The organism is Streptomyces sp. NPDC102270, from assembly GCF_044766405.1.
GTDB lineage: Bacteria > Actinomycetota > Actinomycetes > Streptomycetales > Streptomycetaceae > Streptomyces.
In genome coordinates this window covers 64,234-86,238 of the sequence record NZ_JBIWLX010000026.1, presented here as the reverse complement: position 1 = coordinate 86,238, position 22,005 = coordinate 64,234, and the positions used below count along the sequence as shown (strand labels likewise).

General features: G+C 69.7%; 11 protein-coding genes. 4 read left to right on the top strand and 7 right to left on the bottom strand.

Annotated elements, in window-relative coordinates:
• Positions 1–709: 709 nt before the first annotated feature.
• The 3 genes from ACIRP7_RS40445 to ACIRP7_RS40435 form a co-directional block, all read right to left on the bottom strand.
• Positions 710–3,157: a Helicase associated domain protein gene (locus ACIRP7_RS40445; protein WP_403670422.1), complete on the bottom strand. Its 2,448-nt coding sequence runs from the start codon at positions 3,155–3,157 to the stop codon at positions 710–712.
• A 165-nt stretch (positions 3,158–3,322) separates the two neighbouring features.
• Positions 3,323–6,571: an AAA family ATPase gene (locus ACIRP7_RS40440; RefSeq protein ID WP_403670419.1), complete on the bottom strand. Its 3,249-nt coding sequence runs from the start codon at positions 6,569–6,571 to the stop codon at positions 3,323–3,325.
• Positions 6,568–7,890: an exonuclease SbcCD subunit D gene (locus ACIRP7_RS40435; protein WP_403670416.1), complete on the bottom strand. Its 1,323-nt coding sequence runs from the start codon at positions 7,888–7,890 to the stop codon at positions 6,568–6,570. The genes ACIRP7_RS40440 and ACIRP7_RS40435 overlap by 4 nt, the downstream gene beginning before the upstream one ends.
• A gap of 133 nt (positions 7,891–8,023) precedes the next feature.
• On the opposite strand from ACIRP7_RS40435, the gene ACIRP7_RS40430 reads away from it, so the two are divergent.
• The 4 genes from ACIRP7_RS40430 to ACIRP7_RS40415 are packed head-to-tail and all read left to right on the top strand — an operon-like array spanning position 8,024 to position 12,910.
• A complete protein-coding gene (locus tag ACIRP7_RS40430; RefSeq protein ID WP_403670413.1) occupies positions 8,024–8,866 on the top strand; it encodes a hypothetical protein in 843 nt (280 codons plus the stop codon).
• 48 nt (positions 8,867–8,914) lie between these two features.
• A complete protein-coding gene (locus ACIRP7_RS40425; RefSeq protein ID WP_403670410.1) occupies positions 8,915–10,051 on the top strand; it encodes a hypothetical protein in 1,137 nt (378 codons plus the stop codon).
• A complete protein-coding gene (locus ACIRP7_RS40420; RefSeq protein ID WP_403670407.1) occupies positions 10,048–11,559 on the top strand; it encodes a hypothetical protein in 1,512 nt (503 codons plus the stop codon). The genes ACIRP7_RS40425 and ACIRP7_RS40420 overlap by 4 nt, the downstream gene beginning before the upstream one ends.
• On the top strand, positions 11,549–12,910 hold the full coding sequence (locus ACIRP7_RS40415; RefSeq protein ID WP_403670404.1) for an AAA domain-containing protein: 1,362 nt from the start codon (positions 11,549–11,551) through the stop codon (positions 12,908–12,910). The genes ACIRP7_RS40420 and ACIRP7_RS40415 overlap by 11 nt, the downstream gene beginning before the upstream one ends.
• A gap of 233 nt (positions 12,911–13,143) precedes the next feature.
• On the opposite strand, the gene ACIRP7_RS40410 is transcribed toward ACIRP7_RS40415, so the two are convergent.
• The 4 genes from ACIRP7_RS40410 to ACIRP7_RS40395 are packed head-to-tail and all read right to left on the bottom strand — an operon-like array spanning position 13,144 to position 21,593.
• A complete protein-coding gene (locus ACIRP7_RS40410; RefSeq protein WP_403670401.1) occupies positions 13,144–14,421 on the bottom strand; it encodes a DUF2399 domain-containing protein in 1,278 nt (425 codons plus the stop codon).
• Positions 14,418–18,656, bottom strand: coding sequence for an SbcC/MukB-like Walker B domain-containing protein (locus ACIRP7_RS40405; protein WP_403670397.1), 4,239 nt, complete (start codon positions 18,654–18,656; stop codon positions 14,418–14,420). Before ACIRP7_RS40405 ends, ACIRP7_RS40410 begins: the two co-directional genes overlap by 4 nt.
• On the bottom strand, positions 18,649–20,010 hold the full coding sequence (locus ACIRP7_RS40400) for a DUF2398 family protein (protein WP_403670395.1): 1,362 nt from the start codon (positions 20,008–20,010) through the stop codon (positions 18,649–18,651). Before ACIRP7_RS40400 ends, ACIRP7_RS40405 begins: the two co-directional genes overlap by 8 nt.
• Entirely contained in the window at positions 20,007–21,593 is a 1,587-nt protein-coding gene (locus ACIRP7_RS40395; protein WP_403670392.1) for a DUF2397 family protein, read from the bottom strand. The genes ACIRP7_RS40400 and ACIRP7_RS40395 overlap by 4 nt, the downstream gene beginning before the upstream one ends.
• Positions 21,594–22,005 lie beyond the last annotated feature (412 nt).

The following is a 22,005-nucleotide window of genomic DNA, read 5'->3' as shown; positions in this document are numbered from 1 at the left end:
GCCCCCCCAAGTTGAATGAGCCGGCGGCGCCCGAGTTCTACACGTCGTTACACACTCTTTCCCTCCCCGACGCTCTCCCGACATCAGCCATCGCTCCGCGATGGCTGGCCGCTCCGCGGCCCGGTTGATCCGCTCCGCGGATCAGTGTGAGGTCGTCGGTGCGGTGTCCTGATCGCTCCGCGATCCGGCCTCCTCCCCGACTTCTCTGATTTCATATAGTGCAACTTTCTTAGTTTGTAGGTGAGTTAGGAAGTCGACCGCTCCGCGGTCGACTTCAGCTGGCTAGGTGCGGGGGCCTCTTGGTTGAAGTGCTCGCGTTACGGATCGTCAGATCCCGCTTTTTTGGGGCCTCGTGTACAGCGGGCTCGGTGACTCACCGTGTTCTTCACTGCTTCGTGGAAGCATAAAACTATGGAAGATTCGAGATCTCCGCCTCCCCTGTTTTCCGTGCCTGAGTGTCGGTGGGCCGGTCCACTCTTCCCTGCGTATCTTGGCCATCAACTGATCTTGATTTTCAGGGAGTTGATCCGGTACTTCGCCGGACCTCGCACAGCCAGAACTCGATCAGGACACCGCTCGCCGCCGACGTCGATACACTCGCGCGGCGCCGGGTTGACGGACCCGAATGTGTTGGTTGAGGAGGTTGGTGGCTCTGGCGAAGCGGAGACTGACGCCTCGGCCGCCCCGTGGTCATGGAAGCCGGTAAGAGTCATAGCTCATCGAGCCTTGTCTCTGCGCCAGGGTGGAGGGTGCCGGTCCAGTCCTTCTGGGGCGTCGTCCAGTCTTCCTGCAGGATTTGGGACAGCAACTCGGCGTGATTGTAGGGGAGTTGGCCAGAATTCCTCTTGGTGCGGGCCTTGGCGAGCCAAGGGCCGATCATGACGCGGTCGCCGTCGACCTCGATCCACTCGCGGGTGCCGGGGGTTCGTCCCCAGCGCTGAACGAAGAGCTGGAGGATCTCAGCGGTCTGCGCGAAGGTGCGCCGCCGTGATGTGCCCGGCCCGCCTACGGCGGCCTCCTGGTCCAGGGTGACGTGGTCGGGGGTAAGTCCGAGGCGGGCGAGCAGGTCGCGCTGGCCGGGCTGGAGCCGCGACCAGGTGGTGAATTGGCGGTACAGCCAGCTGCCCGTCTTCGCTGAGTGGATCACCGTGTCGGGGCGTAGCGTGCTGGGGTGGTTGCCGGCTTCGATGTGACGGCGGAGCAGGTGGTACTTGCGGTGCCAGTCGGGGCCGTGTGGGAGGAGCCAGTTGGGATCGAGGGCGGTCAGCTGGGCTGTGCGCTCGGGTGTGAGGCGGCCCTTGCGGGCCAGGGCGCGCTGGTCGACGAGGAACTGGCCGCCGGGCTGTTGGGCGGGGATGGCGAGGTGGCCGTGTTCGGCGTGATAGGCCTCGATGGTGGCGAGGTGGCCCTGCCAGGTGGCCTCGTGGTCGTCCCAGATCATGCCGATGGCCTCGAGTTCGGCGATCCACGCCGCGTCGAGGGCGCTGGCCTGGTAGGCGGTGCGCTGGCTGGTGATGAACCTCCCCAGCCTGTAGCCGTAGGCGTCCTCGTAGTCGGCCGGCACTTTCAGGTGGCCGTGTTCGGCGTGGTAACGGAGGGCTGCGGCCAGGCCGGCGCGGCGGGGGGCGGACAGAACGGCGCCGCTAGAGGGCCAGACGAGCAGGTCCAAGGCGCGGGCGATCGCGGTGGGGTCGAGGGTGTGGTCGAAGCGGAAGCGACGGGTGATGTAGGTGTGGGAGTCGCGGGCGGAATGCTGGTTCTTGGCCCGCGGGGCGCGGGCAGCGATGGTCTGGTCGTGATGGCGCAGGGCGGCGGTCACCAGCCAGAGCGCCTCGTAGGGGGTGCCCAGCAGGTCGGTGAGGTCGGCGCCGGGCGGGATGTAGGCGGGGACGACGAGGCTGGCCGTCTTCGTGGTCTGGGTGGGGGGTTTGCGCAGGGCGCGGCCCAGGGCCTGGACGATGCGGCGGACGCTGGCGGTGCGGTCGGCGAAGACGATGCCGTCGACGGCCGGAAGGTCGACGCCTTCGCCGAGGACTTTGGCGTTGGCCAGCACGCCGCGGCTGGCGTTGGTGAAGCGGGCGAGGATATCGGCGCGTCGGCGGGGGTTGTGGGTGCCGTCGATGGATTGTACGACGACCTCGTCAGCCCAGTCGGGGCGCGCTTCGTCGGGTAGGGCGCGCAGGGTGTGGGTGAACTGGCGGGCGAAGTCGGAGGCGTCCGCGATCTGTTGGAAGTAGACGAACACGTGCTTGAGGTCTTGCTCGCGCATGGCTTTGAGGATGGCCAGGTGCAGGGCGGTGGTGCGGCGCGCGGTGGGCCCGGAGTCTTCGTCGGTGAGCGCGGTGCGCAGTTCGGTGTCGGTGATGGTGGGGACGACGAGCTGGTAGTCGGCCAGGACGCCGTCGTCGATGGCGTCGGCGTGGGAGTAGGTGTGCAGGCGGGGGCCGAAGATCTTCGGCTGATCCATCGTTGCCAACAGGGATGGGTCGTCCCAGGCTGGGGCGGTGGCGGTGGTGCGCTTGGGCTGCGCCCTGATGGTGGGCGGCTCGGCCAGGCGTGGGGCTTCCCACACATATGGGGTGGCGGTGAGGTAGAGGCGTCGCTCGGCAGGGACGCGCTCGTTGTCGTGCAGCGCGGTCCAGTTCTTCTCCCAGGTGCCCGCCGTGGCATGGGCCTCGTCCACGATTAGCAGACCGAAAACCGGCGCGGGGAAGATCGAAGAGTGCTGCGCCTCCTCGATCTTGGACAGTGAGTCGTAGGTGAAGAACACTGTCGCTCTGGAGTGACGGGCCAGCCAGTAGGCCAGGTACTCCCCCGAGTTGGTCGAGGCGACCTTGGCCTCGGCGAGGAGCGGGTGGGTCTCAGCACGCAGCGAACAGACGGTGATCATCGGCTCGCGGCGACCGTCCGTGCGGGCGGCGGCCGCCCACTGCGCGACCAGGTCCAGGCTGGGCACCGCCACGGCAAGGTGGCGCACGCCGAGTTCCTCGGCGGCGCGCAGCGCGATGAGAGTCTTGCCGGTGCCGCAGGCGGAAACGGCGTGGCCCCGGGAGCGCGGGTGGCGCAGGTGGCGTACTGCGCTGTCGACGCCCTCGCGCTGGTCGTCTCGTAGGAGCAGACGCGCGGTGTGCTCTGCGGTGGTGGGGCTGGAGGTCATCGCACGGTTCCTCGGCATGCGTGAGGGGCTGGCTGGTGTTCATTCTCGCCTACAGCGGGGGCGATGCGGTGGATCCGTGTCGGCCGGAGCCCAAGGGAGTTGGTGTCATGCGCGCTGTTCGGCGAGCCGCGCTCGGACTCTCATCTGCTCGGCAGGAAGCCGCGGTTATCGCTGCTCCGGGTCGTAGGCAGGGGCCATCGCTTCGCTCAGCGTTGACCGCGCCAGTGCCTGCAGGCCGCTGGCCAGATCAGCCTGTACCAGTTCGTCACGCTCGGCCGGTGTAAGCCAGCGGGCGGATGATCCGGCAGTGGTCCGCTTCACCCACAGCACGTCGTCGACTGCCTCGGCGACAGCGTGCAGGTGGCTGATTACCATGACAAGGCGATCCTCGCTGGCCCGGGTGCGTAGTACTTCAAGGGCCGAATCCAGTGCGGTGGTGTCGAGGGCTGCGAAGCCTTCGTCGAGGAACAGGGAGCCGAGAGCTGGGCCGCTGCGGGAGTGCAGTTCGGCAAGTGCCAAGGCCAAGGCAAGCGATGCCTGGAACTTCTCCCCTCCAGACAGTCGGTTCGGGGGGTGGACGGCTCCAGAGCTGCGGCTGACGATGTCGAAGGTGTCGGCGAAGCCGAATCGCTTGTCAGACATTTGGCCGAGTAGGTCGCTGGCGGCACCGAGCAGTGCGCGGGTGCGCAGCAAGGTGAGGTGGCCCAGGAACTTGGCGTCGACCAGTTCACGGCGGAGGACCTCCAGGGCTTCATAGCGGGCCTTCCCTGCGGCTGCGGCGAAGTCCAGGTCCGCGGCCGGCTTGATGAGGTTCTGCGCTTCCCGCTGCTTCCGGCGCTGGTCCTTGGATTCTTTAGCTGCATGTGCGGCTGCGGCGACAAGAGGATGGAGTGCTTGGGGTGTTGCCAGGCCGGCTGCGGCATCGAAGCCGTCGACATCGGCGAGTGCGGCGGTGTACTCGCCGAGATTGTTCTCGGCGGCGGCCGCGCGGTCTGCGGCGGCGGTGGCGCGCTCGGTGAGCTTGTCGCCCAGGGCCAAGGTGATCGTCGACAGTTCGGCGGCGTATCGGCGGGCCTCGGCGACCCCCATCTGGGTGGGGTTCATGGGCAGCTGGTGCTGGTCGGCTTCGTCGAGATGCGTGGCGGCCTGGGTGGCGGCTTGGGCCCACGCGTCCAAGTTGTCGCGCAGCTTGTTCAGTGGGCGTTCCAGCTGAACGTGGGTGTCGTGATCGAGGGTGCGCTGGTCGGCGGATATCGCAGTCTTCACCGCCCGTGCGTTTTCTCTCTGGTCGAACAACTCTTGGACTTCGGCTTGCCGGGCTGTGATGGCGGCGGCGGCAGTGGCCGCCTCGTCGGCGACCACGTCGATGGCATCGTCCGGCAGCATTGCTTGGATGCGGAAGGGAAGCGCGCCGACCTCAGCGGCGGTCTTGGCCACGGCCCGGGTGTGCCGCTCGGCGGCTGTCGCTGTGTCGTCGGCGGCGCGCTGACGGGAGTTTGTGCGCTCTATCAGTGTCTTGCGGTCTGCTTCGATCTGGGCCGTACGGCGATGTCCTTCGGCCTGAAGTTTCTCGGCGAAGAGGTCGGCAGCCTGTTCGCATGCGGCGATCGCGTCGGTGATGGGTGCGGCGTCGTGCTCGGAGCGCTGCTCCGGTGGTGCAGCACTGTCAGTGGTTTGGGTAGCCAGGGTTGTGGTGGTTGCGGTCAGCCTCGCCGAAGCTGATTCGGCGTCGAAACCTTGGCCGGTTCCGACGGCCAGGACCGCGAGGGCCTTGAAATCGCGCACTGCTTTTGCGGTGGCGTCTTGCGCGTTCCGCTGTGCGCTGTGGTGATCTTTTTCGCGTTCGCGCACCGTCTCGTCGGCCGCGGTCACAGCAGCGCGGGCTGCGGTCAGCCGGCCGTCGGCCGTGCTACGGAGGGCCTTTGCCTCGTCGAGTTGCGTCTTTGCAGCAGCGAGTTCGGCGGCATCGGTCGCGGATGCGGGTTCGAAGTCGGCCGGGAGCTGCTGGTGGCATACGAGGCAGTCGTCGCCAGCGTGCAGTTCAGCGGCAATCGTGGCGGCTTTGTCGCGTAGTTGGAGCGTTTCCAGGTGCGTCTCGACGGCGGCAAAGTCTCTGTTCGCTGCGCCTGTTTCCGCTTCCGCCAAGCCGAGGTCGTCCTCCGCGGAGGCGCGTCTGCGCGCTGCGGCAGCCTTGACGCTCGCGGTGTCGGCGACGCGGCGGGCTGCGGAGAGAGCTTCGGTCAGCGAGGTACGGGCAGTGGCGGCGTGGGCGCGGATCCGTTTGCTCGTCTCCGCGGCTGCACGGGCCGCCTCGGCCAGTGGCTCTGCCTGAGCGACGCGCTCGGCCAGCTCCGTTTCGGCTTGGCTGATGGCGTCACGTTCGTCTATGAGTTGTTGGGTGGCTTTGGCAAGCCGGTCACGCTCACGTCGGTGTTCCGCGGCGTCTGTTGCAAGGGTATCCAGGATCATTGCGGCTTTGGTGAGGGCGCCTTGGCCTTCTCCTGCCGCGTCTGCTGCGGTGATCGCAGCAGACAGTGCGCTTTCCTGGGCTGTGGCTTGGGCGGTGCGTCGGTCCAGATCGTCGCGTCGTCCGGCGATGTCGGCGGCAACGGACTCGAGGGCGTTGAGGACGGTGCCAGCGTCGGCCACAGTACGGGCTGCCAGGATGTGCGCGGCGTTGGCGGTTTCCTCAGCGGCGGTCCGGGCCGCGGTGACTTCCTTCTGCAGCCCGGTGATGCGGTCGATGGCGCTGTTCAGGTGTTCAGCACGGGTTGCGGCCGCACCGGCGGCCGCACCGGCTTCCTTGGCGGTCTGCTCGGGGTTGTCCGGCATGAGGGCACGTTTGGCCTTCGCATCAGCCAGTAGGTCTTTGAGCTTCTCGCGCTGGCGGGCGGCCAACTGTTGGATTGATTCCACTGACTCGGCGCCGAAGAGTTCGCGCAGCCGCTCGCTTCGTTCTTTGGGGGCGGCGGTGAGGAGTCGGTCGAATTTGCCTTGCGGGAGCAGACCGATGCGCAGGAACGTGTCGTAGCCCATCTGCAGCACCGCCTTGATGCGGTCGTCGACCGGGGTGGCGTTGTCGATCTCCTCGCCGGTGTCGAGGTTCTTCAGATGGTGGCGGCCTGCGTTCGGGTTGGTGGCGTGCATGGTGCGGTGCACGTGCCAGCGTTGCCCGTCGTGTAGGAAGGTGAACTCGACGCTCATGGCCTGCGCGCCGTCGGCGATGAGTTGCCGGGGTTCTCTGGCGTCCCAGGAGCTTTTGCGGAACAGGGCGAAGGTAACGGCGTCGAGCAGGCTGCTTTTCCCGGCGCCGGTGTCGCCGATGGCTGCGACCAGGCTCTTGCCGGTGAAGTCGACCGTGACCGGGGCGGGGTAGCTGCGGAATCCGGTGAGGGTGAGCGTCAACGGTTTCATCGCGTCGTCTCCGCTGCAGTGGTGTCGGTGCCGGGCAACAGGCTCGAGCGGTCGATGGTGTCGAGGGGCTGGCCGGCAATGGCTGCGGTCAGCAGGGTCTCCTCGCAGCAGGGTGCGGGATCGTCAGGGTCAGGTTCGGTTTGCAGATGGGCGAAGGCGGCCATGGCGCGGTCCAGGGCGAGGCCGGTGGTGCCATGGCCGGGCAGGTATTCGCGCAGCAGATCTTCGATGTCGGGCAGTTCTCTCGTGGAGGTCTCCCGGTCCAGGACTCGGCTGGTTGCTCCCGCGCGGCGCTCGATGGTGGTGACGACTGTCGCCTGCGGCAGCATCTTGGCAAGGGTGTCCGGCAGGAAGGGATCGGGGGCTTCCACGTCCACCACTGCCTTCACCCAGGCGTCTCCGACACGGCCGGCGCGCTGCGCGATCTCTTCCAGGGTGCCCTCCAGGCGGACCAGGCGGCGGCCGGCGGTCAGCGGCACAAGTTCGATGCGGGGCGTAATTCCCGGGCCGATCTCGGCCAGCACCACACTTTTGGTGTCGCCGGTCTCGCCGAAGTCCATCTGCAGCGGGCTGCCGGCGTAGTAGGCCGGGAATCCGGCGCGGCCGACCATCTGCGGCTTGTGGATGTGGCCGAGGGCGCCGTAGGCGACGTCGGGCAGGTCGGCGGGTTCGGCTGCGTAATCGGCGTCGATGGAAATCTTCCTCTCCGAGTAGGAGGGGGTGGCTCCTTCGACGAACAGATGGGCGGCGAAGACCAGGACGTCCCGGGCGCTGCGGCCCGCGGTCAGACGGCGGTAGACGTCGGCCTGGACGGTGCGCATCCGCTGGGCGTAGGTGGCGGTCATCAGGGCGGGGTCGGCGAAGGGGTAGATGAACCGGTTGGGGTGCAGGTAGGGCAGTGCACCGATGCGCAGCGTCAACTCCCCGTCTTTGGTGGGGTATTCGGCGACGAGCAGCCCGTCGGGGCGGGCGTCGGTGGCGAAGCGGACTCTGATCTGGTCTCCTTCGCGGGTTCCCATGTCGTTCAGGACGTACTCCAGGAACGCCAGGACGTAGAGGGTGTCGTGGTTGCCGGCGACGACGACCACGGGTGCGATCGCGCCGAGGCGTCGCAGCGCCTGGGCCGCACGGCGCATGTCGTCCAGGCTCGGGCGGGCACTGTCGAAGAGGTCACCGCTGTGCACGATCAGATCGGGGGCGTAGTCCTCGGCGATGTCGATGATCTCGTCCAGGACGGCGTCGACCTCGCTGTCACGTCGATGGCGGCCGATCTGGCGGCCCAGGTGCCAGTCGGAGGTGTGGAATACGCGTCCCGTCACGGGTTCCTCCAGAGGAACGGCCTGCGGTGCAGCGCGGGTTGCGCCGCCGCGTTCGGCGGTTCGGTGGCGCCGACTGTACTCGAATCTCAGGAATAAGTCTGGAAAACTCTGGAACTCTGGTAGCGTCTGGTGCATGAGTGATCCGCTGGACGCCCTGGAGAAGAGCATCGGCACCCTGCGCCGCGCGATCCGCGATGCTTCCGCCGCAGGTGACATCGAGCGGGCCGGCGAGCTGCGGATGCAGCTGCGCCGCGCCGAGCGGGCCTGGGACGCCCTCGTCGACGCCGGTGAACCGGCAGCTGTCCCGCCTCGTTCCGTCCCGGAAGTGGCTCCAGTTGCCCGGGGATCGCAGCTGCCGGCGCGCGAACACGTCCACCGCGCCCTGATGCTCCTCGGGGCCCCGGCAGCCCCCAAACTGATCGTCGGCGTGCACGAGGCGTTCTTCCCGGGAGAGCTGTCTGCGTCCAAGCTCTCGAGCCTGCGCCGCGACGAGGAGCGCTCCTACCGCTCGAGTCCGGGTGCCCGGCCCTACTATCTGTGCCCGGCACTGGCGCACGACCTGCTGACACCGGTGCGGGCACTGATCACTATCAGCACCTGGACGCTGGAGCAGCGCGTCATCGGCCCGCTGTCACCGCGCGTGGATTTCCTCACCGGCGCGATCGGCATCGCCGAGGCGGTGTACACCGCGGCCGAGTCCACGGACGGGCCCAGTCCGGAGGCCCTGCGGCTGCTGTGGCGCTTTGCCGTCAACGTCCCCGACGCCATGCCGAGGAACGCCTCCGGTCACGAGGGGGCGCTGGACCCACAGCAGGTGATCGACGCCGCCCAGGCCGAGCTGGACGTGCATAAGGATACCGACCGCGCCACCCGCACGGCAGCCGCGCGGCGGGCACGTAAGTCCCTCGGCGACGATGAGCAGTTGTTCGGCGCGCCCCTGCGGGGCGTCACGCACCTGCGGTCGGCCCGTGCCTGATTTTCGTCTTCCCGCAGTCCCTCCTCCCCCGCAAGGATCTACGAGACCGTGAAAGCATCAGTCGACGACCGCCTCGCTGCGCTTCGCGGATCCGCGAAGCGCCTGGACTACAACGCCCGGTCGCTGGCGGCCCTGGAGAACAATCCGCGCTGCACGCTGCGGGCCCTGCTGGACGCCTCCGGCTCTGACAAGGGCGCGATCGCCACACACGTCGGCCATCCCCCGCTCTTCGGCCAGTCCTCCTTCGCCATTACCCGCGGCAACGTCTTTGAGGCGATGGTGAAGGACAACGGCTGCGCGGAGCTCCTGCGTGTCCTGCGCGAGACCCTGGAGCTGACGCTGCCGGAGGTGGGCTACGAGGACCTGAACGACGTCGGAGGCGACGGCCGTTCCAAGGAGCGCCACGAGCGCACCGAAGAGGTCCTGCTGCGGGCAGCCCGGGGTGAGGGTGACGGCACCTTGTTCGACCACCCGATGCTGCGCCTGCTGATCGGCGGGCACAAGGTGTACCTGGAGCCGGACCTGGTCGCCCTTCGCATCGACGGACGTTTCCACGTCGTGGAGATCAAGAGCTTCCCGATCATCGACGAGCAGGCAGACTCCGCACAGGTTCGGGCTGCGACCACGCAGGCGTGCGCGTACATCATCGCGCTGCGCGACCTGCTCGAGCGGGCCGGTATCGGCGAGGATGCCGTCTCCGACACGATCGTGCTGGTCGCGCCGAAGGACTTCACCAACCGGCCGACCGGAGCGTTCGTCGACGCCCGCAAGCAGGTGGCCGCTCTGACCCGTCAGCTATCTCGCATCGAGCGCATCGGGGACCTGGTGGACCTGCTGCCTGAGGACCTCACCTTCGATCTCGACCTGGAGGAGAAGCGGCCCAGGCGCCCGGTCGAGGAGCTGACCGGGGCGCTGGATCAAGTCCTCGTGACGTACCGCCCGGACTGCCTGAACCACTGCGAGATGGCGTTCTACTGCCGCAGCCGTGCCCGCGCGGAGGCCTCGCTGGATGTTCTCGGGCCGGTAGTGCGCGAGCAGTTCGGCGGCATCGACACCACGACCATGGTCATGGGACTGGCGCGCGGAGAACTGCAGCCGAGCGAGGACCAGGTGGAGATGGCCGCAGCCCTACGGCACGCCGCACGGCTGCGCGCCGAGCTGGAAGAACTCGGGGGTGCGGCATGAGCAGCACGCTGTCGGCGCTGGCGCACGTGCAGGCGATGGAGTCGATGCAGGCGGTCCCGCTGACCGAGTTCCGGCACCGGCACCTCTCGGGCCGGCCACTGGTCATCATCCCGCTGGCCATGGCCGGGGAGGCCGGGGCTCCCCTCGCCGCGATGGTCGGCTCCGCCAGGAGAAACGGGACTCTGCTGGTCGTGGCGCAGCCCCGTAACCGGGATCAGCGGTTCGCGTTCGCGGCCGACCTCGGCCGGATCGTGATGGATTACATCAATTCGTTCCGCCAGGACCGCCGCGGAGAAGGTGAGCGTTCCCGGTACACCGACGTGCCTCAGATCCTGGTGCCCAACCTCGGCGGCGTCAAAGCCCTGGCCGATCTGGGACGCATGTGCCGCCTCCGCGCGACGTCCGGTCCCTACGCGGTGCCGGACGTCGTACCGGAGTTCGGTATGTGGCTAACGTTCCTGGTCGACAGGGCCGAGGAGGCCGGCACCTCCATGCTGCTGCCCGTCACCGGCATGCTCACCGAGCACTGGGCGACCGGCCAGAGCATGCTCGAGGACCAGAACCTCGCCTCCTTGATGGCCTGGATCGCTCCCCCGTCGGGCTTGAGCGTGGAGCAGGCCATGGCCGATGCGGAGAACCCGGACGTGTGCCCGCCGGCGGGCCCGTCGACCTCCCCCGAGTTCGACAACCGCGACCTGGCCCCGGCGATCAGAAAGTTCGACACGGCTCGCACGCTCGACGATCCGCACGCACTGGCCGCCGCTGAGATCGATCTGCGGGAACTGGTCGCGGGACAGATCCAGCCCACCTGGCGCATGGTGTGGCAAGCCATATCACTACTGCGCTCCGTGCCCGAGGCACCGCGGACCGCCAAGCGCTTCGAAGGCGACTGCAAGGCCTTCACGGACTACTCCGACTACCGGGACTCCGACGGCTTTCCGCAGCGCAAACGGGACAACGCGATCGGTGCGGCCCGGCGGCTGGGCTGGCTGGAGCACGCGCTGGCCGAATTCGAGTCCGACATGGCGTTCGACGATCGGTTCGTGCTGGCCGATCGGCGCAGCGCCGGGGAGGCGTTCGCCGGGACGGTCGTGGAGGCCGACTCCGGCCGGGTGGTCACCACGGACAAGAACAGGCGGGTGCCGCGGCCGCGCGTCACCGTCCGCACCGAGGATCCCGTGCGGCTGGTCGCCGACACCAAGTTGATCAGTCCGTCCATGCCGGCCGGCCACAAAGCCATGATCGTCTCTGTCCTTGCCGACGGCGACGCCACATGTATCACGGTAGAGGTCAACGGTGGGATGGGACGCGGCCGCGTCCCGAAGCAGGGCACCGTCCCGGAGCTGGGCCAACGCGTCGCCTACCTGCCCGACCCGGGGTGGCGCCCAGTACCGCAGTTCCCGGCCTCCGATGCCACCCCGTGGACACACAGTGCCGCCGACGAGAGCGGCATCGACTCCGCCGTACCAGAGGACGCCGCCGCAGAGGAGTGGGGCAATGAGGTCTGACACCAGCACGACGCCTGAACAGGCCACGCCCGACCCCGCGACGGCCGCCACCGCTGCCACCCGGGCGATCCTCACGGACATGGCCGATGGGCGTCACAGGGCCGTCGTCGTCGACTCCCCACCGGGTGCCGGCAAGAGCACCCTGGTGGTCCGCGCCGCCCAAGAGCTCACCGACGGCGGTGAGCGCCCGATCATCGTCGCCCAGACCAACAACCAGGTCGACGACCTGGTTGTCCGTCTGGCCGGGGAGCATCCCGGCATCGCCGTCGGACGGCTGAGCGCCAGCGGATACAACCCGCCCCCAGCCGTGGGCGCTCTGACGAACACAACCATCGGCCGCACCCTGGCCGACCTGGCCGGCTGCCGGATCATCGTTGCCACCGCCGCCAAGTGGGCCACCGTCCGCGACGCCACGTTCGGCTGGGCAATCCTGGACGAGGCCTACCAGATGCGTTCGGACATGCTGCTGCAGATCGTCGAACGCTTCGAGCGGGGCCTGTTCGTCGGCGACCCCGGCCAGTTGGACCCGTTCACGATCGTCGGCACCGAACGCTGGATCGGGCTGCCGCACGACCCCACGCAGAACGGTGTCAGCGTGATGCTGGCGCACAACCAGAACATCCCCGTACACCGACTGCCGGTCTCCTGGCGCCTGCCGTCCTCGGCCACACCCACCATCGCCCAGGCGTTCTACCCGTTCACCCCCTTCACCGCCGGAACCGGCGAAGGCACGCGCGCCCTGGAGCTCCGCACCGCCGGACTCGCCCGCCCCGACCTGGACGAAACCCTCGCGCAGGCGTTCACCACCGGCTGGGCCCTGCATGAACTGCCCCGTCGCCATGTCCCGCGCACCGATACCCAGACCCTCCAGACCGCCGCCGATCTCGCCGGCCGGCTCCTGGGCCGTGGAGTGGTCGCCACCTGCGAGCGGCACCCGGGCGGCCGGCCCCTGGACGCCGGCGACATCGCCATTGGCGTCGCCCACCGCGACCAGGCCGACCTGGTCCGGGCCGCACTCGCCCGGACCGGCAGCCCCGGCGCGCGGGGCGTGGCGGTGGACACCGCGAACCGGCTGCAGGGCCGCGAGTTCGAAGTCGTCATCGTCGTGCACCCGTTGTCCGGCCGCCGGGACGCCACGGCCTTCCATCTCGAGGCCGGGCGGCTGTGCGTGCTCGCCTCCCGCCATCGTCAGGCGTGCATCGTCGTCGCCCGCGAGGGCATAGCCGATCTCCTGGACAGCCACCCCTCGACCGACCCGGTGCATCTGTCCGTGCGCGCCAAGTTCCCCGACGGCTGGGAAGCCAACCAGATCATGCTGGACAAGCTCGCCCAGCACCGCGTCGCCGCATGACTCCTGCACAGGCAACCAGTCGGAAGTGGGCAATTGCGTGACCGCTGACAGACTCCGATCAGCGTCGCCGAGTCCACCCGCATAACTTGGCCTCTTTACAGCGGCGTGCTGTGTGAGGGTGTGTTGTGCGGCACCCCTGACAGAGACCCCTGCACCCGGGCCGGATGCCCCACTTCTTCACACAGCGGCTCCTTCTCAGGACTGGTACAACCGCGTGGCTGCGGCCGGCAGCCTTATGCCCGGGGCGGGCAAGGTGTGCCAGCGGTGATGTCGGCGAGGAGCATGGGCAGGAGATCCTCCTCGTAGACGGGAACGGACTGCTCCCTCATCGCGGATACCAGGTTCGCGTCCCACGGGGCGTCCGATTCCTGCAGGTGCAGGGTTTCGGTGCCCTCGGGGGCAGCTGTGAGGTAGTCGGCTGCGCTCATCCGCCACGCCGCCGCGGCCGGTGCGGCAGCGAGGAGAGCGCGCATGTGCGCCAGCCCGGCCTGATCGAAGTCGGCGCGTACGGCGATGCGCCAGCCGGCGTCCGACAGCGCACCGACGGCTTCGCATTCCAGCTGTGAGGGTGTGCCGGCCGTGCAGATCACCCGTGGTGTGGTGACCGTGTCCTGGGCCAGGGCATGGGTGCTCGCCGCGGCGAGCACGGACGGGTTCTCCGTGACGAAGACCCACGTGCCGGGGATCTCGGGACGCTCCCAGGCGATCTTGGCGAGTTCTCTGGGCGGCAGGGTGAAGGTCGCGCCGGGCGGGATCCGCCATCCTCGGGGCGTGATTCCGGTGATGATGAGTCCGCCGAGCAGGTCGTCGCAGTCCACTCCGAGTCGGGCCCAGCTTGAGCGCACCGTGGTCGCGGAGGACCCGGTCAGGGCGAGGACAAGCGCGGGCAGGGCTCCGCTGTCCAGTGCGTGGGGGTTGCCTGGCACCAGTGTGCGGCGGTCGATGCGCCGGCCGGGTGGGGGCAGGCTGCCGGCCACTTGCAGCGCCTGGGCGAGCAGCCGGGCGGGATCCGGTGTGTTGAGCAAGCGGGTGATCCATCCGGCGCTGTGCAGTCGGCTGAAGACGGTGTCCGGTCCCACGCGATCCCGCACGTGATGGGGAAGGCTGGCGGCGGCGCTTTCGAGTTGAGTACGGAGCCGGTCGGATGCGGCCGTGTGCTCGGCTCGGCTGCGGGCCTTTGCTGCCAGGCGGCGGGTGGTGGCGTGGGCGGCAACGGCGCCGGGGGTGAGTGAGAGGCCGCGTGTGGCCAACGCCGCGGTCAGTTCCTCCAGGCGGACGCGGCGCCGCTGGCCAGGCTCCAGCGGGCGTCCGCCGATCAGGCCAGCTGCTGCGGCGCGCTCGGCCGGCGCGGCCGGCACCGTCACGGTGACCGCGGGGCCCGCGGTGAGGGTCTCGTCCCCGCGCCGGTCGGCTACCGCTGCCAGGGCCAGCCACAGCCAGGTGAGTTCGGGGGTGAGCAGCGGAGCCAGATCGGCGTCCGCGCAGGCGTCGTCGCACAGCGGGCAGCTCATGCGGACCCCCCGGTGTGCAGTGCGGGATCGGTGTCCTCCGGCAGGGCCTGGCCTGTCCGGATCAGCATGGGGAAGGCGACGACGGTGCCGTCGGCGCCGGCTTCGAGGTCATGGGCGTCGATGCCGTCCCACGCACCGGGTGCGCCGTCCCACAGGTAGGAGGTGCACAGGACGTCCAGGTCGAGTTCGGCGAGGTAGCGGGCCAGTCCTTCGCGTCCGCGTTCGTCGACCTCGGCGGGGACTTCGTCGAGCGGGACCAGGCGCAGGCCGGTGCTGGGAAAGCGGTCGTAGCCGGCGGCGATGGCGGCGAGCATGGGGGCCAGGACGACCAGGCGCCGTTCGCCGCCGGACAGGCCGGTGCGCGGGCCCCATTGGCCGGTGACGGGTGTGCCGTCGGGGCCGGGGCGTTCCACGAGGTAGTGGACGTCGACCCAGCTGCGGATGTCGACTGCCGCGGCAAGGCGCTCTGCCATGGTGGAGCCGTCGGCGGCGGCCAACAGGGACTGCAGTGCCTGTCCGACCTGTTCTTTCTGCGCGTCGGTGCGCACGGCGTCGCCGACCGTGCAGGACAGCTTGTACACGGTGCGGGTGGCGGCGTCGAGGTCGGCGCGCAGGCCGATGTGGACCTGGACGCCGACTCCAGAGGATGCCTGGGCTGCGCGCATCTTGCGGTTGACCGTCTTCTTCCAGTCCGTCAGGGCCGTCCAGGCGGTTCCGATGGCGGCGGGCAGGCGACCGATGACGAAGTCGCGCAGCGCTGCAGCTTCCGCGGCGTCGAGGGCGGCTTTGGCCCGGTCGGCGAGGGTCTGCGCGCGGACGGCGGCGGAGAGGGGGTCGTAGCGCGTTTCGGCGTGGGTGAGGACGAAGGTGTCGAGTTCCCCGATGCTGGCGGGCGGGTCGTCGCGGGCGATGGTCCAGGTCTGGGCGAGTTCGGCGCGGACGGTGTCGTAGCGTTCGCCGAGAATCTTCTTGGAGGCGGTGGGGCGGCGGCCGAGCAGACCTTCGACGGTGTCGAGGAGTTCGGAGCCGTCGGCCCCGTCCGTGGGGAGAGCAGAGTCGACGCCGAGGGCCTGGGCAAGCGGGGGCCAGGCGAGCAGCGCTGCCAGATGTGCCCGCGTGGCCGTCTGGCCGGGGCGTGCTTCGTTCAGTCGCTGCCGGGCCGAGACGAGGTTGCTCTCGCAGGTGCTGAGCTGCTTCTCGGCGGTGACAGCGTGCTGTTGGGCGGAGGAGAGCTGCCGTTGGAGATCCTTGGCCCGGTCGGTGGCCTCTTCGAAGCGGCGTGCTGCGTCCTCGGCGTCGCCGTGGGACTGTGCTTCGGTGAGTTCGGCGCGGGTTTCGAGGACCGTGGTGTGCGCGCTGCGGGCGTCGTGCTGGAGGTCGGCAAGGCGCTCGGCGAGGGTGGCTTCGTCGGGCAGTATCTGCAGGACGCGCCCGAGCCTGGGCAGCAGCCGCGCGGACAGCGTGGTTGCGCACCCGTCGAGCGTGTCGGCGCGCGTTCGGCCGTCCTCGACCATGTCGGCCAGGGCGGCGGGGTCGGCGGGCATGCCCAGACTTCGGGCCCGGGCCGTCCAGTCGGTGCGCAGGCGGATGTGCTCGGCCGCCATGTCGTCCGCGCACTGCCGCAGTTGCCGTGCGGTGCCGTGGCGCTCGTGTGCCGCCTTGGCGGTACGGGCACGCTCGGCCTCGGTGTTGACCAGTTCGTCCCGCGGGGGGAATGTCTGGGCTTCGCTGCGGGCGGCATCACGTTGCCGGCGTCGCTCCCCGGCAGCGTGCCGCTCGGCCTCGGCGCCGGCTTCGAGTTCGCCGGCGGCCGCGTCCAGCTCGTCGGCTTTGGCGCGTGCCCTGGCCAGGCGGGTGCGGGCGCCGATGTGCGAGGCGGCAGGGAACGTGCTGCCTTCGGCGCGCAGTGCGGCGGCGGGATCACCTGTGAGGGGGCCAGCGGTAAAGGTGCCGTCGCGTCCGATGACGAGAACTGCCGGGTCGTGGTGGCCGGTGGCCGTGTCGGCCAAGGCGATGCGTGCCAGCACGGCCCGGGCGAGGGCAGCGTGCGGGTGGCCGGGCGCAACGTCCAGGACGGTGGTCAGGTTCTGCTCGCACACTGTGCCTGTGGGGCTGATGCGCCAGGCGTCAGTGGTGGCTCCGCCGACGTGCAGGTGGGCCCCGAGGATTCCGGAGCGGGCGAGTGCCAGTTCCAGGAGTGCCTTTTGTTCGTCTGCGGCCTCGGGGGCGGGCTGCCATTCGAGCAGTGCGCCGAGGGCGGTGTCGTCCAGGCCCGCCCCGGCCCAGGACGGGCGGGGCAGCGGCAGCAGCTGCCCGGAGCGCAGGTGACGGGCCGCGCTGCGGTGCTGTGCGGCGGTGGTGTCGAGGCCGGCTGCGGTGGCGAGGTGGTGTTTGGCGGCGTTTTCGTGGACGGCTGCGAGGGATTCACCGGTGCGCCGTGCCTGGTCGGCCCATGCGTTGAGCTGGTCGCGGACTGCGGCGGGTTCGGCGGTGGTGAGGGCGTCGATGTCCTCGGTGTCCCATACCGGCTGCTCGTCCCAGGCAAGATCCGCCTCGTCGTGCAGGCCGCGCAGGTGAGGATGCGCCGAGGCCCATCGGGCGACGTCGGCGAGCACCTGGCGGGCAGCCGAGCGAGCTGCTGCGGTGGCCCGGTCGTGGTCCTGGCTGGCCTCGTCATAGGCGCTCTCGGCGGTGGCTGCTGCCTGGTCGACGCTCTGGGCTGCCGTGTCGGCTGTGGCGACGGGGTCGTGGTCGCGCAGGATGAGTGCGGCCCTGTCGGCTGTGGCCCGCTGTCCCTGGGCTGTGCTCGTCCAGGCGCGGGCGAGTTGGTCGAGACCGGTGCGGTCATGGGTGAGGGCCAGGCCGGGGCCCGGGTCGACGACGCGGTCGGCGACAGGACGGGTGATCCGGGCGCGGGGATGGTGGGTGAGCAGGGTCTCCACCGCCACGGGGCGGGCGCTGGCGGCCTCCGCGTCGGCGGCAAGGCCGGCGAGGTCGCTGATGACGTCGTCGAGAGCTCCCTGGCCGGCCTTGGTCTGCGTGCGGGCCTGCTCGGCGGTGGAGTGGAGCCGGTCGTAGCTGCTGGTGGCCGCGCTCTGTTCGGCCTTGAGCCGCTTGTGCAGGTCCATGACGCGTCCGTGGGACCGGTAGGCGTCGCTGGTCTCGATGGCGCGCGCGGACGCCTCCGCCGCGCGGGTATCATCACCGAGGCGCTGGGCGTCTGCTCCGGCCTGCTCGGCAGTGGCCTTCGCCGTCTCGAGCAGGCCGATGTGCTGCTGGACGTCGCGGCCGCGCTCGGCGGCGTCGTCGTGGGCCTGGTGTGCGGCCGTGTGGGCGGCGCGGGTGACGTCGATGACATGCCCGGTCCAGACGCGGGCGAACTCGTTCAGGAGTGTGGCAGCGTGCTCGTCTCGTTCGAACACCTCGCGGGTGGTGTCGGATTCGGCGAGGGCCTCGGCGGTCGCGGTGAGGACGTCACCGGACACGCCCGGCAGGGACTGGCGCAGCGCGTCGGCGGCTGCGGCCGGGGAAACGTCGCCCAGCAGGGTTGGATTGCGCACCTCCCGCAGCCGTGAGGCGAGCAGACGCAGTTCGCCGGAGGTCGTGGTCCAGATGCGGTGGGCCAGGTCCTCGATGTAGTCCTCGGGCTCGGCGAAGACCTCTCCCCCCGCGGCCTCGACGCGTGCGGAGAACTCTTCATGTTCCAGTGCGCCGCCGTTGGGCCCGCGCAGGCCCAGTTCCTTCAGCGGCCGGCCGGGCACGGTGAACGGGATGACGCGCACGGCCGGGGTGGAGCTGGGAGAGTACTGCAGCCGGACCCCGAAACTGACGACCTGGTTGAGCGCTGCCGTTTCGTCTGGTGTGCTCTGTGCTGGTTCGCCGGACGGGGCGGCGAAGGTCAGCCACAGGTATCCGTAGCGGCGGCCCTTGGCGGGGGCTCCTTGGCTCATCAGGAGCTTCAGGGTGGTGGGGCGTGCTTTGCCAGCGGCGAGTTTGGCGGCGTTGAGGTCGAGCAGGTAGGGCCACAGGGCCTCCAGCGCGGTCGTCTTGCCGGTGCCGTTGGGCCCGCGCAGCAGCAGACGCCCCGATGCCGCGGGCAGATCCAGGTCGCCGTAGCGCCACACGTTCGACAGTCCGGCACCCACCAGGCGCCAGCGGCCGCCGAACCTGCGGGTGTTGCCGGACGGCGGGGGCGCCGGGGGCGCGGTGAAGTCCAGGTCGAAGATGTCACTCACGATGTGGGCTCCTCCATGTTGTCTTCGGCCTCGATGTCGCTGAACAGTCCCTGCTGGAGCGGGGTATGCGGGCGCGGGTGTGCTGGGGTGGCGCGGCGCGGGGTGAACGGGCGTGGGAGCGGCCGGTTTTGGGGGCCGCGGTGCCCTCTTCCGCCCAGCGGCCCGAGGTGGGGGCGAACCACCACATCGATGTGGTCTCCTCGCCTGCGGGCGGGCTGGCGGGGGTGAGACGTGCCAGGTTGGTGCCGGTCAGCAGGTCACCGACCTTGCCGGCCAGCAGAAGGGGGTCGTGGGCGTATTCGGTTCCCCAGCCGCCTTTGCCGGCGGCGTTGTTGCTGGCGAATCCCGTCAGCGCCGCCACCACCTGCTCCTCGGTCATGCCACGCCAGCCGGGCCCGGGACCGTTGCCGGCGGTGCCGTGCAGTGCGGCGTGGTCGAGCAGGAGCAGCGTGGCGTGTGCGACGGTGCCCGGTGCGGGGAAAGGCATTGGGCCGAGCTCGTTCAAGTGCCGGTATGCCTCGTCGGGTACGACGAACGCGGCGCCTTCCGCGCGGCGTTCCAGGACGAGTCCGAAGGCGTCGGCCAGGGGGCCGCCGTCGTCGCCGCGTACCCGCTGGCTCAGCCACTGTGCCTCGGCTTCGTCCAGCAGCGCGGTGTGTACGCAGGTGTCGTCCACGAGGGCGCGGCGCATCCGGCGGGCCCCGTCCGGTTCGCGCTGTGCCTGCTCAAGCCATGCGTGCGGGTCGGTGGCCGGATCGAGGGTGCCGGGGTTGGCGACGACGTAGGCCAGGCGGGTGTGGTGGACGGCGAGGAGGACCGGCGCCTGTTCGTCGTGCAGGTATCCCTCCAAATCACCATCAAGGCGTTCGACGACGCCGCGTTCATCGAGCATGCGCAGTGCAGTCAGGACGGCGCGGCGCTCTGCCATGTCGTGGTGGGTGGGCAGTCCGGCTTCTGCGGCAGCGGCGCGAGCCTGGGTGACCAGGTGTCCGATGGCGGTGCGCGGCGGCATCGACTCGGCGGCCGCCAGCAGGAGGAAGAACCAGGAGCAGGCAGCCGGCGTGGGGCCCTGGGATGCCCAGGCTTGGGGGCGTGGCGGAGGGCTTTTCCGCAGCCGTACCAGGTCGCGTTCGACGACCAGTACCCATCCCAGCCGGGCCACGGCGGAGCGCAGCGCAGGTTCGTTGCGGCGGACGGCGGCGATGAGTTCGTCGTCGCGTCCGCCGACCAGCCAGGGGTGGGCGGCCAGGTGGCGCAGCAGGGCTGCTGTTTCCGCGTCGGCCTCGGGATGCCACGCGCGGCGTCGTCGCGGTGGCCTGGTCCTGTGTGTCTGGGCTTCGGTCTCCTCGCTCATGCTGCGCCTTCCTCCAGGGTGGCGGCACCGGTCTCGTCGGCTGGGTCGGGGACGGGATACGGGGCGATGCGCAGCATCGCGCGCTCCGAGACGTCGTCCTGTGTGGTGGCGTCCGCGAGGGCGGCGAGGGCGGCGGCGGAGGGGCGGCGGCCGGGCTGGTGGAACACAGGGACGCGGCCGGGCAGGAGCACCTGCCAGGCGGGAGCGTTCAGGGTGCCGGTGCCGGTGCCGGTATGGACCAGGGTGCAGGCAAGTCCCCCGCTGGTGCCGGTGCGGCGCGGGCCCCGCGCAGTGGCCCGGGCGGCTGCCATGAGAGCGGCGAGCGCGACGCGTGCGACGGTCTCGTCCAGGTGCTGTCCGGGGATGGAGGCCAGGACCGCGGCGACAGCATGTGTGTGCTCGGCCTGGCGACGTGCCCGGGCCTGGGCCACCTGTGCTTTGACGGCTGTGTCGTCGCGGGGTGCGGTGCCTCTGCCCCGTGGGCCGGAGCGGCCAGCGGTGCGCAGCAGTGTCGGCACCGGCACCTGCGGTCCGCCCCGCCAGGACGGGTTGCGGCCGGCGTCGTCTTCGTCAGCTTGGCCGTAGAGCTTGCGCCAGGAGTGGTCGCCCACCGCAGCCTGGAAGATCTGCACACCGATCTCCGGGGTCAGCACGGCCCGGGCGAGGGCCAGGGCTCGGGTGCGGGTGGAGGCGGTGCCCGAGGAGGAGTGCAGCCGGCGCAGGTTGGCATGCATGCCCGGCAGCGCCCGCACCAGGCGCAGCGAGAACCGGGCGGCGCGTCCGGTGCGGGCGTCGAACCAGGCGCACAGTCCCTCCCAGTCCTCCGTGCGGCCTCCTCGTGAGGCGCTGAGCGCACCGGCGGCGATGAGGTCCCGGGCCTGGGAGGCATCGACGGCCGCCTGAGCCAGGGTGCCGAACCACGGTCGCAGCACCGCCAGTGCCGCAGCCGCCCGTGCTGAACCGGAGTCGAGTTCGGCCGCCACGCGGGTGGCATAGTCGACGAGCAGTCCTTTGAGGTCGTTCGTGCGTTCCTCGTCCAGGTCGAATCGGTCGGCCAGCCCTATCAGCGCATCCTCGGCACCGACCAGGGCCGCGTCGAGATCATCGTGGCTGGTGAACACGATGCTCACTGCGTCCAGCGTTGCGGCGTCCAGGCGGCCGGCACCAGGCTCCGCCGCGCCCAGCACCGTGGCGAGTTGGTCCAGGTGGGAGACGATGCGGCTCAGTGAGACGATCGGGATTTCCCGCACGGTCGCCGTCCCTGCCAGCACCTGGCGGTAGAAGCGCTGGACGTGCCGGCCCGCGGGACTTGCGGTGTAGCGCCAGTTCCGGGCAAGGATCTCGGCATACCGGCGTGCATGGCTGACGTCCGACCTGACCGAAACCGCGCGCATGGCCTTCAGCTCGTCGAGGCGCTTCTCGACCACACCCGTTTCCATACGCCGTCCGGCTGCCGACAGCGCTGCAGCAACTTCAGCAACCGTCAGGTCGGTCACCGACCCCTCCAGCACATCCATGATCGCGATGTATTCGCTGGACTCCCGCCGCACCAGGTACCCCACGACCTGCCGCGCATCGGTCACGCTGTCGACTGCGGCGGGCTTCTCTTCCTCTGGCGACACCACTCCCCCATCCACTTGCCCCAAGCCTGCTTTGGAAGGTAAACGCCGCCACTGACAACGCCTGAGGAAAAGCACACATTCAAGGAGCCCCCTTACGCCGCGTGTGACGTGAATGCATCACCTCCCCCCTCAGGCAAAGGCGATCAAGATCCTTCCGGCCGCCTCCCTTGCCACGCACTGCCGTTGGGGGCTTGATCTGCGTCGATGGCCGCGGTGACAAGCGGCAGACCTGCCGCGGAAACGGTGCGTGAGCAAGTGGCATCGCAGTCTTCACCCCGAGAGCCAGCGGCAGGTATTCAGCCATGTTGATGCGAATGAAGCCCCAGCCCATAAGCGCAGTCGGCGAGGACGCGCCTTCCACTCCCAGGAATTC